The 13,686-nt window shown below is 50.6% G+C and carries 19 protein-coding genes; 17 read left to right on the forward strand and 2 right to left on the reverse strand.

What is annotated here, in order from left to right; translation table 11 throughout:
- Positions 1-6 precede the first annotated feature (6 nt).
- Both ACH59B_RS07460 and ACH59B_RS07465 read right to left on the reverse strand, forming a co-directional pair.
- Positions 7-675, reverse strand: a complete 669-nt coding sequence (locus ACH59B_RS07460; RefSeq protein WP_404303572.1) for a DUF4145 domain-containing protein — start codon at positions 673-675, stop codon at positions 7-9.
- 20 nt (positions 676-695) lie between these two features.
- Entirely contained in the window at positions 696-899 is a 204-nt protein-coding gene (locus tag ACH59B_RS07465; protein WP_404303573.1) for a hypothetical protein, read from the reverse strand.
- 191 nt (positions 900-1,090) lie between these two features.
- On the opposite strand from ACH59B_RS07465, the gene ACH59B_RS07470 reads away from it, so the two are divergent.
- The 17 genes from ACH59B_RS07470 to ACH59B_RS07550 all read left to right on the forward strand — a co-directional run bounded on the left by ACH59B_RS07470 (position 1,091) and on the right by ACH59B_RS07550 (position 13,686).
- Positions 1,091-1,240, forward strand: a complete 150-nt coding sequence (locus ACH59B_RS07470) for a hypothetical protein (protein ID WP_193190863.1) — start codon at positions 1,091-1,093, stop codon at positions 1,238-1,240.
- Positions 1,233-2,114, forward strand: coding sequence for a hypothetical protein (locus ACH59B_RS07475; protein ID WP_404303574.1), 882 nt, complete (start codon positions 1,233-1,235; stop codon positions 2,112-2,114). The genes ACH59B_RS07470 and ACH59B_RS07475 overlap by 8 nt, the downstream gene beginning before the upstream one ends.
- A 287-nt stretch (positions 2,115-2,401) precedes the next feature.
- On the forward strand, positions 2,402-2,677 hold the full coding sequence (locus ACH59B_RS07480; protein WP_404303575.1) for a hypothetical protein: 276 nt from the start codon (positions 2,402-2,404) through the stop codon (positions 2,675-2,677).
- Positions 2,678-2,776: 99 nt separating this feature from the next.
- Entirely contained in the window at positions 2,777-3,166 is a 390-nt protein-coding gene (locus ACH59B_RS07485) for a phBC6A51 family helix-turn-helix protein (RefSeq protein WP_216974434.1), read from the forward strand.
- 604 nt (positions 3,167-3,770) lie between these two features.
- Positions 3,771-4,037 carry a hypothetical protein gene (locus tag ACH59B_RS07490; protein WP_404303576.1) on the forward strand — a complete coding sequence of 89 codons (267 nt, stop codon included), beginning with the start codon at positions 3,771-3,773 and terminating at the stop codon, positions 4,035-4,037.
- 155 nt (positions 4,038-4,192) lie between these two features.
- Complete coding sequence (terL, locus tag ACH59B_RS07495; RefSeq protein ID WP_404303937.1) at positions 4,193-5,911, forward strand: phage terminase large subunit; 1,719 nt, start codon at positions 4,193-4,195, stop codon at positions 5,909-5,911.
- 17 nt (positions 5,912-5,928) lie between these two features.
- Complete coding sequence (locus ACH59B_RS07500) at positions 5,929-7,518, forward strand: portal protein (protein ID WP_404303577.1); 1,590 nt, start codon at positions 5,929-5,931, stop codon at positions 7,516-7,518.
- Positions 7,518-8,333, forward strand: a complete 816-nt coding sequence (locus ACH59B_RS07505; protein ID WP_404303578.1) for a phage minor capsid protein — start codon at positions 7,518-7,520, stop codon at positions 8,331-8,333. The genes ACH59B_RS07500 and ACH59B_RS07505 overlap by 1 nt, the downstream gene beginning before the upstream one ends.
- 72 nt (positions 8,334-8,405) lie before the next feature.
- Positions 8,406-9,083, forward strand: coding sequence for a scaffolding protein (locus ACH59B_RS07510; protein WP_404303579.1), 678 nt, complete (start codon positions 8,406-8,408; stop codon positions 9,081-9,083).
- A 56-nt stretch (positions 9,084-9,139) separates the two neighbouring features.
- Complete coding sequence (locus tag ACH59B_RS07515; protein WP_404303580.1) at positions 9,140-10,258, forward strand: DUF5309 family protein; 1,119 nt, start codon at positions 9,140-9,142, stop codon at positions 10,256-10,258.
- Between the two features lie 49 nt (positions 10,259-10,307).
- Entirely contained in the window at positions 10,308-10,748 is a 441-nt protein-coding gene (locus ACH59B_RS07520; RefSeq protein ID WP_404303581.1) for a hypothetical protein, read from the forward strand.
- Complete coding sequence (locus ACH59B_RS07525; RefSeq protein ID WP_167440736.1) at positions 10,748-10,957, forward strand: hypothetical protein; 210 nt, start codon at positions 10,748-10,750, stop codon at positions 10,955-10,957. Before ACH59B_RS07520 ends, ACH59B_RS07525 begins: the two co-directional genes overlap by 1 nt.
- A gap of 14 nt (positions 10,958-10,971) precedes the next feature.
- Positions 10,972-11,370, forward strand: coding sequence for a hypothetical protein (locus tag ACH59B_RS07530; RefSeq protein ID WP_404303582.1), 399 nt, complete (start codon positions 10,972-10,974; stop codon positions 11,368-11,370).
- 16 nt (positions 11,371-11,386) lie between these two features.
- Positions 11,387-11,689: a hypothetical protein gene (locus tag ACH59B_RS07535; protein ID WP_404303583.1), complete on the forward strand. Its 303-nt coding sequence runs from the start codon at positions 11,387-11,389 to the stop codon at positions 11,687-11,689.
- Complete coding sequence (locus tag ACH59B_RS07540; RefSeq protein WP_263560471.1) at positions 11,690-12,163, forward strand: HK97 gp10 family phage protein; 474 nt, start codon at positions 11,690-11,692, stop codon at positions 12,161-12,163.
- Between the two features lies 1 nt (position 12,164).
- Positions 12,165-12,593 carry a hypothetical protein gene (locus ACH59B_RS07545; protein ID WP_404303584.1) on the forward strand — a complete coding sequence of 143 codons (429 nt, stop codon included), beginning with the start codon at positions 12,165-12,167 and terminating at the stop codon, positions 12,591-12,593.
- Positions 12,594-12,831: 238 nt separating this feature from the next.
- On the forward strand, positions 12,832-13,686 hold the full coding sequence (locus ACH59B_RS07550) for a phage tail sheath subtilisin-like domain-containing protein (protein WP_404303585.1): 855 nt from the start codon (positions 12,832-12,834) through the stop codon (positions 13,684-13,686).

Raw genomic sequence — 13,686 nt, forward strand, 5'->3', positions numbered from 1 at the left:
TCTAATCTACTTCATCATTGGTTTTCCTAGGGCTTTCAGCTTTTCATTTAGTTCTATTCTTCTAGTTTCAAGCTTCCTAGGGTATATAAAGTAAAAGTCGAATAACATTTCTAATACTTCAAGCAGCCACTCGGCTTCGCCGGGCTCTACATCAATTATTTCTCCCGTTCGAGTGTCTTTTAGAGGGTGGGCTGCGAAGTTTCCTATATTTCGAATTGCATCTACTGCATTAAGTATATAGCTCGGAACTTTTTCTGATTTGATAAACTGATCTATCTCTAGTGCAAGGCTACTCTTTTTAATGTTAAGTTTATTGTGTAAGAAATTTTGAAGACATCTTCTGCTGAGTGCAGCACTGGCTTTAGGGCTGATTTGGAGGACCTTTATTGCCTCTGAAAAGTCAGATGAATATTCAATTGGTATGTCGCTTGAGATGATATATCTATTTTTGTTCAAAGGAAAGACGATAGCCTCTTCTTCGCCTGAATGCATAATATAAGTTCCGCCACCGTTTTGGTTTATTTTAAGCTCGCCGGTGTAGCTAATTACAATAAGCTCATTGCACTCAGGACAGTAGCTTCCCTCGAATGTTCTACCATGACCTCCAGATGTTTCGAAGACCATTTCTTTTATAGGATCAAAGAAGATGCTTGTTGTGCAGCTCGGGCAAATCATTGATAGTCCCCCTCATTAGTTTAACTTGCATACTTGAACGTACAGTTCTCACGCATAAAGCGCTCGTTCTTAATCGTAACGGTGTAAGGCGTAATCTCCTTTATTAAACCCCCGCCGATCATCTCGCTCTCAATAAAAACAACGATGCGACTTCTTTCCATTTGCGCAGTGTAAAAATGAATATCCGCGGTAAGTGTGCGCATAAAACGTCCATTCTTCTTCATATAACGTAGTCCTTTCGTACTGGGTTACGCTAATAATTCGACAAATTGGTGCAGATTTCCTGCGTCTTTTTGCGTTATTTGGTTGTTTTTTACGGTGTTTTGCGGCTATACGTTATGAGGAAGTAGAACGTTGCGGGTACACTCCGCACGCCTCATCGGTAAATACGCGAACACGAAAGGATGACGTATACATGGCGGCTAACGAAATCAGCGCGCGAATTAACGTAGATGTATCCGAAGCACTAACCGGATTGAAGGCGGTCCAGCGCGAAGCAAAGAAGGCTACGCAGGCATTACGCGAACTAGAAGCGGCGCAAAAGGCGGTGCGCGCCGATGCCTAACGAGATCAAAACGTATTTGACCGATGACGGTCGTTTGGTCCAGGAGGTTCCAGTCGATGGTTACCGCGTTGAATCCGAAGAGGATATCGCCAGGAAACGTGAATACGCACAGCGAGCAGACGCAGCTTCGAGGAATACGAAGCATTATGTAACGTCCTATCACGGCGGCGTACGCAACCTTACGTCAATGCTTTCGCTAAATGAGCTAGGCGCGGTTATGAAGCTGCTTCCGTACATGCGGCTGGACAAAGGCGGCGACCTTTATTACGAAGGTAGGCGTATGGGTTCCGCAGAGATAGCGAGAGCAATCGGAAAGGCTACACGCTGGACTGTGACGCTTTTAGGAACGCTGACAAAGTGTGGAGTTCTTACGGAAGCCAAAGAGGGAAGACGCAAAGTATACGCGGTCGATTCGGAGTATCACTCGATCGGGCGTGCGCTTAAACAAGGCGAGTCCTTTACGAAAGTTTACCAAACAAAAACGAGGTCCGACGTCAAGAACTTAACGGTTCAGGCGGCGGGCCTTTTATATTGCATGATTCCTTACGTTCACTACGAAATGCTTTACCTCTGTACGAATCCGGACGAGAGAGATGTAAACATACTCGATCACATTACGCAGGCGTCACTTGCGCGAATCATTGGGATTGACGAACAGACTGCGCGCAGGGGTTTGCGTGAGTTGAGTAAGAATGGTTTCGTAATGCGTTCTGAGGCGTTTGGTGCGGTAGTTATCCGCATGAATCCCGACGTTATGTACCGGAAGAAGTTCGACGATGACGAGTATACGCAAAGTGTACGGTTCGAGTTTGCGCAGAATAAACGCGCTGCTGAAGCGGCTTTTGACGGGGATGACGAGGATCTTCCGTTTTAGGGGGTATCAAATACTGCATAGTTAGAGCCAAAAGGGTATCAAATACTGCATAGTTCAAAACCGGGGATCACCTTAGAGCGCCAAGGGTTTCAGCCGTTTTAGGGGTCGAGCAACTCTTTATCTTACACACTACGTGGTAAGCGCTGCGTCACTTCGTTCCTTGCGGATCACGCAGAAAAGTATATTAATCAATAATCTATATACGCGTTCGGAGCCGATAGGCGACGGCAAGGAGCGAAGCGACGCGCAGTATCCTTTAAGTTCTCGTAGATTCACTATGAATCAGCGTGAACAATACGGTATCTAGCGTAAAGCGAACGTACAGTGAGCGGAAGGAGGGCGTAAGTATCGAACGGTCAATATGGACGAAGGTAGACGGTAAACCTGCGTTAGTATTTAACAACGGAATTCCTACGCTTGTATTCGTAAGTCATAACGCAGATGGTGGTTACGATGAAACGTACGAGAACGGAGTATATGCGTACAATCTTAACCGGATTGATATCGCTTCTGGAGTCGATAGGATTACGGAATATACAGCGTTGAAATACCCGGTAAAATAACGTGAAATGAGCCGCTTTACTCTACGCCTTGCCTGAGCGTAGGGTATGCGGTTATTTGCGTTAAAAACACGTAAAACAAACGAGGGGAGGACGCAGGGGATGGCGATTACATTAACATCTGCGCAGCTCATAGCAATTGACTGGCTGTCACAACCGCACAGAGGCGGAAAGACCTATGAGGAGATCGCAAAGCTATGCGGGGTTACTGCACGAACTTTGGAGAATTGGCGAAAGAATCCAATGTTTGACGCGGAGTTTAGACGTAAAGTAAAGCGAGTAAATGACGATAAATTACCACAATTGGTTGATTCGCTCGTTGACATTGCTATACGAGATGGTAACGCGGCCATGGCTAAACTCGCGTTACAAATGGGCGGTATGCTTACGGAGAGTGTCGAGGTAACTACAAAGCGTCCGGAGGACATTAATGTGGACGAACTGCTGTTACAATTACAAGCGCTTGGCGACGATCCCGAAGCGGGCGAATAGCGGTGCATTATATGAAGTAACACATGCAGGCTATTTCGGATACTTTCGGATCGGGCGTGTTTTACCTACACGAAGCTCCTGGCGCAAGCCCCCTCCGAAACTTTCCGATTTACGCCCGCACGCTTCACCGTAACAACGCGTTACACTACGAATAGGCTACCGTGCTTCGAACGTTAGTTCGCTGAATAAGCGGTGCATAAACGCGATAGGGGATACGGGAAATACACGTATAATCTTCCAGTATGTAACGGGGCTAATCCGCATAACAACGCGGGTTGTCCGTATTATGCGCTGGAAATGTATATGCAATGTATAACGTGGATTTATGCAGCGTGAATGAACGCAAGCAGGGCGCGGGTTCCGGGCGCAGACATATACGCAAAAGCTGCGTTTTGTGAACATGTCCGTGCATACCGGTGTATATCGGTACCTTTACGATTAGGGAACGAAGAAGGGAGTCTGCGCTTCAATTGAGTAAGATTAACGCTTTAATACAACGCAAGATGACCGGACCCCCAAGCGCCCCCTCGCGCGGCCCGGAATCTGGTGTACGAAATTTCGGCGTATCAAAATTAACTTTTGATTTTTACGGAGGTGCTAACGCATGGGTGATCGCAAGTTCATCGTTGTTATTACGCAAACGAGCGAAGAGGCCGCTGACCTTAACGCTGCTTTTCCACTGGCTACAAGTGATCTTCGGATTTCGGCGTATCACTATGGCTACGCATTTTGCGGCCTCAACCACTACGGGATGCGCCCTAACGTCTTGCTGTCGTTTGTACCGCTCGATGATAACGATAAGTGGGTGCGTGAGTGCTTGCGCCCCGCGTTCCGGAATGAAGTACGAATCGAACCCGTAGAAATCACGTGAAATTAGCCTTTGAACACGTCGGCCCTAACGAGACTACTCGTAAGGTACGAAACGGGCTAATTTCACGGTAAATCCACGTCAAAACAAAGGGGGAGGCGGTATCTATCGCTTGGGTTAACGGTAAATGGCTCTATAGGGAAGAAAGACAGATAGTGATGGACGAGTTAAGAGGTTTTTGTAAAACGGCCCGAACTACGCTAAGTAGGCTAAAGGCGACGGATACCGCTGTCCCTGGAGAACTCACTACTGCAATAAAAGCAAAAAAAGACGAACTGGAAAGACTAGAGGCCATACACAATTCTGAAACGGATTTGATTGCGTTCGCTCTCGAATACTTCAGCGAGGCTAAAAATCCGGGCAACGCGGGCAATTGGGACGGATTCGACATAACAGACGTAGACGAGGCGCCTGATTTTCACCGCGAAATCTCCGTGATAATGGACGATGTATCTAACGTTAATACAAACGACAAGGTCGCGGTCGCTGCGCCCCGCTCTCACGCTAAATCTACGTATCTTTCCAAGGCGTTTCCCCTTCGTGAGATTTGTTACCGAAAACGTAAGTACGAAATTATCATATCGGAGACGCCGGCAGTATCAAGCGGCAACCTGGACTGGATTTCGATGCAGCTCAAGCATAACGAGAAGCTGCGGAGGGATTTCGGTCCTTTGTTGTCTCCGAAACAACAAGAGAACCCGAAGGATAACAGCTCGGAGTTTATCGCGTGGGAGCCGACAGACAGCGGAATACCGAAAATGCTCACGAAAGTTGAAGCGGCATCTACCGGCCAGGCGCTTCGTGGTCGTAACTGGAACGGTGTCCGTCCGGATTTGATCGTATGTGACGACTTGGAGGACATCAAGTCTAACGCGGCCACACCGGAGCTCCGCCAGAAGATGCGTGACTGGTTCGCACAGACCGTCGTACCGCTCGGTGATCCGAAAGGCAAGCGTACAGCCTTCGTATACATGGGAACGACGGTTCATCATGAGGCGCTACTAGTTAACGTACTGTATAAGCGTTCAGACTTTAAGAGCCGTGTTTATCGCGCGGTTATCGAATGGCCTGCGCGTATGGACCTATGGGAAGCGTGCCGTCTCGTCTACGTCGATCGAGACAATCCGAATCGAGCTGCGGATGCAAAAGCGCTGTACGAAATGAATCGCGAGGAAATGGACCGTGGATCTATCGTACTTTGGCCCGAAGCACAGCCGCTATGGAAGTTAATGACGTGGAAATGGGATAACGGGACGAAGGCGTTCAACACGGAATACATGAATAACCCGGTCGATGAGGAGTCGATGATCTTCAATCCGGAGTCCTTTACATATTGGGACCGTGAGGATCGCGACTTCTTCACGTCCGATTACGATATTTACCTCGGGATTGACTTTGCGATGGGTAAAACTCGGGGTGACTATTCTGCGATCGTTGCAATTGCGCGGCATAAACAGAGCGGTACGAAGTACGTAGTTGATGCGTACGGGGAACGAGTTAAGCCGGACGAGTTTATGCGTGTAATTGTCGATAAGACGCTGAAGTACCAACCGACAGCAATCGCGGCTGAAGCGCAGGCGGCGCAGGAGTTCTTCGTCCAGAAGCTAAAGGAAGCGTTAAGGGCTGCGGGCTATCCCGCACAGACTCGCGTTAAGGAAATACATCAACGGTCCCGTAAAGACCTCCGTATAGAAGCGCTGCTCCCGGATATCGAGAGCGGTGCTATTCAATTTACGCGAAAACATTCGTTATTACTTGAGCAATTCGAGCTGTACGGGTCGGGGTCACATGACGACTTACCGGATGCGCTCGAAATGGCCGTAAGTATTGCGAAGACCGGACGGAAGAAGCTTCGGAATAAGCCGAAATGGATGTAACGGAAAGGAGGAACGCAATGTCTGAGTTTTACGACGTAAAAGAAACGAAACTATTTTACACCGGAGCTCAATATCCGCCGGTTTATGAGATTCCTCGCTTGGCGAAGTATGAACGCGGACGGGCTATTTACCAAGGTCGCCACGTTGAGATATACGATCGCGCCTCCGGACTCCTAAAAGATACGCCGTTTGCGCCGCAGCTCAAAACGTTATTTATTGCGGTTAATCTTATGGACGTGTTGCTAACGAAGCCCGCGGATTTGATGGTCGGCGAGGCTCCTACGTTTGAGACCGGACACGATCCGGAATCCCCCGAACAAACAGCGCTAAGTCGTATCGTTGAAGAGAACGACCTAACGCAGATGATTCACGAGATTGTAATCGGAGCAGGCTTTCGGGGCGATTCGTTTCTAAAGACGTACTACGGACAACGTGCTGACGTATCTGAGACGCTTCAACTCGGTTTAGATGCGCCCGACGCACCGCTGGAGCCGATTATTGAACCCGTAGACGCTTCGATTGTATTTCCGGAGCTCTCGCGCGGCTCTAAAAAACGGTTTAAGGCTATGAATATCGCGTGGGTAGAGTGGGAGATAGAAAATAGTAGCCGAATCATGTCGTTCTTATCCGGAATCCCGACTACAGAGACGCCGTACCTGAATGTGGAGCGTCATATACCGGGCTACATCGTATACGAAAGGTATGAGCTTACGGAACGGGGCGTCGATGACCGATGGGGGGCGCCTATTCCAACGTATAACATCGGTGAGCAAGTTCCGACGGGACGGAAACAGGACGTTGTACCGACCGGAATGCCGGAACTGCTCGTCGAGCATATTCCGTACAAGACAACGGACGCAGATTGGCGCGGGGAGAGCGGTACAGAAAAGCTAGAGAGCGTATTGGCCGCGATTAACGATCGACTCGTCCAAATCGACTATATCCTCTGGAAGCACAGCGACCCAACTGCGTATGGCCCCGATTTTCAGGAGGATGACGACGCGACGGTACGCAGCGGTGGACGATACATTCCCGTGACCAAGGAAGATGCAACGCCCGGCTACATGGTGTGGGATTCGCAACTAGAGGGCGCGTTTAAAGAGCTCGATATTCTTCTTGGACTTGTTTACCAAATTAGCGAGACACCGCAATGGCTGTTTGGTACGACGCTCGCTTCAGATAAAGGCGGAACAGGGACGTCGCATACGGATGCTGGAGCGATTAAAGCCCGGTTTATGCCGATTTTGTCCAAGGTAAAGCGCATTAGAGCGCATGTTGACCGGGGTTTACGTAATGCGTTATGGAAGGCGATGAAACTGGAGAACCACGCCAACGATGGCGTCGACGACTTCACAGCGTACGAAGCGACGTACCCTACGATTACCTGGCGCGATGGGATTCCACGTGACGAGAAGGAAGCGGCAGAGGTTGCAAACCTACGCACTGGCGGTAAGCCTACGTGGTCGGTTACTGACGCAATCAAAGACCTCGATGGGGTTGATGACGCGCAGGCATCCGAACTTGTGCGCAGGATTGACGAAGACGAGAAGCGTGTGTCCGGAACGGTAGACGCTTCGATATTTAACGACCCAGGCGGTGACGCCTAATGGACGATCCGAATTACGACGGCCCCGTGTCTAAATTACTCGGGGCTTTTCGGCGTGCTCGTTCGGCTATTGGCTCCGCCGTCAGTCGCTTATTTACGCGAGGAGTTAACCGCAAGATGGCGGAAGCAGCCGCGAAAGAGGCGTCCGAAGCTCTAGCGAAACTGAACGCGGAGTCCAAGGAATGGGTAAAGGACAACCTTACGAAAGCTGCGCAGGATGGCGTAAAGCGCGCGCTGATTGACATTGGCGCTGCTAAAACGCTGCTTGAGGCCGCTGAAAAAGCGAAGCTGAATCGGGCTAATCGCGATATGTTGGCGGCTGCGATCCTCGATACTCACGCAGATGTACTCGCCGTAACTGCGAATATGGACCGTAAAACGAAAGCGGCCATACGTCAGGCTCTTGCGGAGTCGCTTCGCGCGAACCTATCGCAAGGAATAAACGGAAACACGACGCTTCAGCGGGACGTGCTCGACCGGATGCGAAAGTTACTCGGCGATGCGGTCGACACCGGGATCATTGACGCAAAAGGCCGCCGATGGAAGCCGGAAGCCTATGTCGATATGCTCGTCCGTACAAAAATGGCGGAAACACAGCGCCAGGCTACGATAAACGAGGCCCTCGGTCGTGGTGTTTATTACGCGCAAATATCAAGTCACGGAGCAAAGGACGCTTGCAGTAAGTGGGAGGGGCGGATTGTAAAACTTACGCCGGACGCCCCCGGCGATTACCCGTATTACGGCGATTTACCTCGGCGCGAGATATTTCATCCACGTTGCCGACACGTCTTAATGCCCGTGCGGAATCCGAAATAATTACGGACCTACGATACGTCCTAAAACTGACGGATACTATGCGCTACGCGGCGCTTAAACGCGGGAGGAATTATGAATAAATTCACTAACGTTAAGTATCCGCTAAATCTACAGCTGTTCGCGGAGGGTGATCCAGACCCAACGCCGGACCCGCCGATTGATCCGACGCCTTCGAAGACCTTTACACAGGAGGAGCTTGACCAAGTTATTGCGGATCGAATCGCTCGTGAGCGCAAAAAGTACGCAGATTACGATGAACTAAAAACGAAACTGTCTGACTTCGAGCGTGAGAAAGAAGAACGTGAGAAGGAGAAGATGTCCGTTACAGAACGGCTCGAAGCCGAGAAAGCGGCAGCGCTAAAAGCCGCCGAAGACGCGAGAGTTGAGCGTGACAAAGCGCTAACCTCCGCTAATCAACGTCTTATCAAGGCTGAATTTCGTACGATGGCGCGCGAGCTAAATATCCGACCTGATGCGCTCGACGATGCGTATGTTTTAGCGGACTTGAGTTCTGCGTCCGTAGGAGATGACGGAAGTATCAACGGCGTTGAGGACGTAGTAAAAGCGTTGATCGAAAATAAACCGTTCCTCGTTGAGCAACCGAAAAAAGAACCGTCGCCGATCGGAGGTCCTTCCGGTGGAAACCCCTACGACAAAGAGACACGCACACTTGAGCAGCAACTCGCGGAGGCAAAACGAGCTAGAGACTTTGCAAAGGTTATTGAATTATCTAACAAACTTACACGCTAAAGCTTCGGAAAATCCGAGGCTTTTTATTTTCCTAAATTTAAGGAGGAAATTTATACATGTTGAGAACTTACGATTTTCAGGACCAAGTACGCCAGCTAGAAGCAGGTATTTCGCTAATTATTGACGACGCGCCAAACTTGCTCGGTCTTATCGGGCTAGGTTCCAATCCGCTGTATCAGACAAAGTTCGAATGGATGTCCGATAACCTCAATTCTAACCGCGCAACTGCTGCTTCTGCTGCAGCAGCCGACGCTACATCGATCACGGTAGCCGAGGGTGACGGGCTCAAATTCCGCGTCAACGCGATCGTAGTTTCTGGCGAAGAGTATATGCGTGTAACTGCTGTGGCTGGTGACGTTATTACCGTAGTCCGCGGTTATGACGGAACAAATGCGGCGGCAATCACCGCTGGTGGCGAGATTAGAATCGTAGCACGCCCGCAGTTGGAAGGCGCTTTGCCTGGCGTAGATGAAGGTCACGACCGCTATGTTGATTACAACGTAACGCAGATCATCGAACGTTATGCGCAAGTATCTGGTACGCAACAAAACGTACGGACATATAACGTTACGGACGAGCTGAACTACCAAGTGCAGTTGCGCCTCAAAGAGATTCAACGCGAAATGAATGACTGGTTGATTTACGGTCGTCGTATTGACGGTGCCCCTGGTATGCCTCGTACAACTGGTGGCCTGCTCTATTTCGCTGATAAGAAAGGCGCAGCGAAGAAGAATGCGGAAGGTAAGGAAATTACCCCAGCGCTCCTTAACGACCTGTCCGAACAAGTTTATTTGCGTGGCGGATCGGTCAACACGATCCTGACTAATACTGCGGGTGCTCGCCAAATCAGTAAATTCGCATCGGACACCATTCGCACTGAGCGCACAGACACCGCAACCGGTCATAAGATCCAAACGTTCGTATCGGATATCGTAGGTGGCTCCGTTGCGACCGTAATTGTCGATCCGAACTTCCCGAAAAATAAAATTGCGCTGTTCGATCGCGACATTCTCTCTATCGACGCTCTGAATGGGCGTGCGCTGCATGACGTGGACGCTACTGTACCAGGCGCTGACTTCGTTGCTCGTCAGATTCGCGGTGAGTACGGCGTAACCGTCAAGAATGCAGGCGAGAAGATCGCTATCCTGGACAACATCAGCACATCGGTATCTTAATCGGAGGGGCTTCGGCTCCTCTTTAATTTTAACGGAGGTGACTGCGTAAATGGCGATTTCAGATCGCGACAAAGAACGTCTAAATCTAACTAGCCCGGCCGCGCATGACATCGGATTGGGCGATATCATCCAATCTATTCAATCCGGAGGTAGTGGCGGACCGTCGTCCGTAGCATGGGCGGATATTACCGGAAAGCCGTCGACCTTTGCTCCAGCAACGCACACGCATACCGCAGGACAAATCTCGGACGCAAGTACTGTTGGTAAGTCCGTTATGACCGCAGCAGATGCGGCAGCAGCACGTACGGCAATCGGGGCGGGAACGTCTAGTCTAGCTCTCGGTACTTCCGCATCAACCGCAGCGGCAGGCAACCACGCACATGCGGCCAGTGCTGTAACAGCTACGGCAATCGCACCAGGCACCGCAACAAACGTACAGGGTATCCTCGCAGAGCTTGCGGCTAGAATTGCGGCATTGGAGGCGAAATAATGGCGGAGTATCACGCAAGTCCTCGGTACTCACTTGATGGTATTGAATTTGACGTAAGCGGCGTTTACGTAACCGAAGATGCCGGAGAGATTGCACGTTTGGACGCGTTAGTGCCTACGTGGATTAGCCGTATTGACGTGAAAGAACCGGAGGAACCGAAGAAGCCCCGCGCGAAGAAGGCGCAGACGACGGAAGCCTCCGAGGAATAAACGGGGGTGTTACCGTGGCAACTACGATATTAGCGGCAGATGCGTACATTAACGCGTCCTGTCTTGACGTAGAGGATTGGCAAGCGAGCGATGCCGCGAGAAAACAACGGATGTTAAATGTCGCAGGACGAACGCTCACGATCGCTTATCCGAAATACGTCATTCCAGACGCCGCGACCTACGAATTTGCGAATGTACTTTCGATTTTGTACAACGATACCGGGCGGCTTCAGCGCCAGGGTACAGCGTCATTCGGCTTAACTGGCGTATTCAACGTCACGTTTAAAGACGGTTCGACCGGAATGCCTTACGATGACCTACGCAAGTTTATCCCGCAAACAGCGCTTGACCTAATCGGCGCGGAAAACGGCGTGAAGCTATCGAAGCGCTCCGCGAAATGGACGGTGATGTGACGTGCCACTCGTATCCATGCGGCAAACAATAACGATAACGAAGGCTGCGAAAGGTAGCGGATGGGGTCACACATCGCCTGGAGCGGAAGTAGCGGTATCTGCACGTGTATCCGAACAGACGAAGACGGTTACGAATCAGTTCGGAGACGAGACGGTATCTAGCATGACGATATTAATCGACAAGCTGGCGGACGTATCGTACGACGACGAAATCACGTATACGAACGAACTCGGCGTGACGATTAAACGCAAGCCTATCGCGATCCAGCCTAAACGGGGATTGTCCGGTAGGGCGTTAATAACGGAGGTGAACGTATAGATGGCGGTAAACAGACTTGATTTTGACGCCACACGCGGGGCTCCGTTTATTAAACGCGTTATCGGACGGTTCTTCAAGGGTTATCGTACGCGACTTGAAGACGCAGTTTCTTCCGGTTCAAAGACCGGAATACAAGACGTTATGGACGAGTGGCGGCGAGAATCTACGAACATTGCTCCGCTAAAGACAGGCACGTTGCGGCGTAGTATTTCAACGGACGTTACGAAACAAGGCGACAAGTGGGTCGGCGAAATTAGTGCGTCCGCAATCGAGGTTAAGGGGAAGCGGAAATTCGATTACGCTACGTATCTTAACGACGTGTATCCGAAAAAGCACGGCGATTCCTTCCGTAATCCAACTACGCCGGGCACTGTTCCGGGGTTCCTGGATAAGCCGGCGGAGGAAAACGAACGCGAGTGGCAACGTAAGATTGAGGCGGAGATCAAAGCCGCGATTAAGCGAAAGGGGCTGTAACATGGCGCTGATTAGCGAGATTGAAGCAATTGAGACGTTCATAAAGCGGAAATACCCGACCGCAACATACGAGAAGCAGACAGTCCCGGAGCAACCTACGCCGGGGCTTTTTGTTGTCCGCTTTTTGCGTGACGGCCGGACGCTTGAAACCGGGATGCATTACCGGATTGACCGCGATTATCAGGTCATCCATTTCGCGAAGTATCCGGAGGAGACGATGCCGGTCATGTCCGAGCTGAGCGCGGCTATTTACGCAGAGGGCGGACTGCCTGACGTGCATATGCGATTCGAAGGCTTTGGCTTCGCGCAACCGGTTCTTACGGAGAACAAGATATACGCGACGGTCGGTGTTTTACAGACGACAGTCCGCGAAATGAAGCCGCAACGACAGTACGACAAGATCAATCACATACATCCTCGTTACGTGTAGGGCGTCCAAATGGGCGCTCTTTTTTATTTCCAAAGGAGGTTTTTAGATGGCCGGAGGTTCCTGGGACCCTACTGCGTTACCTATTCAACCGGGTCTTTATATCAACTACGTCGAAGCGGCCGCAGCGCAGATTAACGGAGGCGCACGCGGCACGGTCGCGATTCCGCTGTTAAGTTACGGCGCAAAGGCGACAGCTAAGACGTTCTACACGGTCGAAACGGAGAAAGCCGCATCTGATTTGTTCGGAGCGTCGAATATCCAGTCGATCTTATTTGCGTTGCAGGGCGGTGCTAAAAACGTACTCGTCTATACGTTGCCGAAGACACCCGCGCCGGAGGACTACATCGCTATGCGAGACGCATACGACGCACGTGATTTCAACGTTTTCGTATTCGACGGAGAGTTTAACGCGGACGAGCAAGCGTTGACTAAAACGTGGACAATCCGCAATCGGACGGAAGGCAAGCACTTTATCTCCGTAATCGGCGGTGATGCCGCTACGGATGCCGATCCTGCGCTTGGTAACGCACGGTCCGTACTTAATGCGGACAACTACATTGTTAATTTGATTAGCGGCGTAGTCGTCGGTAGTAAAACGTACCACTCGTCTGCATTTGCTCCGTGGGTGGCCGGTTTGATTGCGGGTACAGCGATTAATCGCTCGACTACTTACGCGCAAGTACCGGCGGATGACGTTACTCGGCGTTTGACCAAGACGGAGTTTGACGCAGCGCTTACGGCAGGTTCGTTCGTTTTCGTCAACGACGGGACGAAAGTCAAGGTTAAACAAGGGCTCGTAACGTCGAAGCAAAAAGTCCGTAATATGCGCGCACGTCAGGCGATTTCTACGGACATTTCGAAGACTGCTGAGGACAACTACATCGGCAAGCTCAACAACAACGCGGACGGACAAGCGACGTTGATGGTTGCGATTAAAGCGTACCTGGAGCGGCTGGAGATTTCGGGCGTACTGTCGGGGCCTGCGGTCGGACTTGATCCGAATTTCCCATCCGTTGGTGATCAGGTATTTCTCGCGATCAGCTACGTTGAGGTCGACAGTATGGAACGCATCTTCATTACAGTAAACGTTTAA

It is taken from the genome of Paenibacillus sp. DP01 (assembly GCF_044784315.1).
Classification (GTDB): domain Bacteria; phylum Bacillota; class Bacilli; order Paenibacillales; family Paenibacillaceae; genus Paenibacillus; species Paenibacillus polymyxa.

Coding starts and splice junctions, on each gene's coding strand:
- ACH59B_RS07545 (WP_404303584.1), top strand. CDS start 12,165: ATGGCGCTGATTAGCGAGATTGAAGCAATTGAGACGTTCATAAAGCGG.
- ACH59B_RS07520 (WP_404303581.1), top strand. CDS start 10,308: ATGGCGATTTCAGATCGCGACAAAGAACGTCTAAATCTAACTAGCCCG.
- ACH59B_RS07460 (WP_404303572.1), bottom strand. CDS start 675: ATGATTTGCCCGAGCTGCACAACAAGCATCTTCTTTGATCCTATAAAA.
- ACH59B_RS07465 (WP_404303573.1), bottom strand. CDS start 899: ATGAAGAAGAATGGACGTTTTATGCGCACACTTACCGCGGATATTCAT.
- ACH59B_RS07515 (WP_404303580.1), top strand. CDS start 9,140: ATGTTGAGAACTTACGATTTTCAGGACCAAGTACGCCAGCTAGAAGCA.
- ACH59B_RS07475 (WP_404303574.1), top strand. CDS start 1,233: ATGCCTAACGAGATCAAAACGTATTTGACCGATGACGGTCGTTTGGTC.
- ACH59B_RS07525 (WP_167440736.1), top strand. CDS start 10,748: ATGGCGGAGTATCACGCAAGTCCTCGGTACTCACTTGATGGTATTGAA.
- ACH59B_RS07535 (WP_404303583.1), top strand. CDS start 11,387: ATGCGGCAAACAATAACGATAACGAAGGCTGCGAAAGGTAGCGGATGG.
- ACH59B_RS07490 (WP_404303576.1), top strand. CDS start 3,771: ATGGGTGATCGCAAGTTCATCGTTGTTATTACGCAAACGAGCGAAGAG.
- ACH59B_RS07510 (WP_404303579.1), top strand. CDS start 8,406: ATGAATAAATTCACTAACGTTAAGTATCCGCTAAATCTACAGCTGTTC.
- ACH59B_RS07470 (WP_193190863.1), top strand. CDS start 1,091: ATGGCGGCTAACGAAATCAGCGCGCGAATTAACGTAGATGTATCCGAA.
- ACH59B_RS07500 (WP_404303577.1), top strand. CDS start 5,929: ATGTCTGAGTTTTACGACGTAAAAGAAACGAAACTATTTTACACCGGA.
- ACH59B_RS07485 (WP_216974434.1), top strand. CDS start 2,777: ATGGCGATTACATTAACATCTGCGCAGCTCATAGCAATTGACTGGCTG.
- ACH59B_RS07540 (WP_263560471.1), top strand. CDS start 11,690: ATGGCGGTAAACAGACTTGATTTTGACGCCACACGCGGGGCTCCGTTT.
- ACH59B_RS07505 (WP_404303578.1), top strand. CDS start 7,518: ATGGACGATCCGAATTACGACGGCCCCGTGTCTAAATTACTCGGGGCT.
- terL (WP_404303937.1), top strand. CDS start 4,193: ATGGACGAGTTAAGAGGTTTTTGTAAAACGGCCCGAACTACGCTAAGT.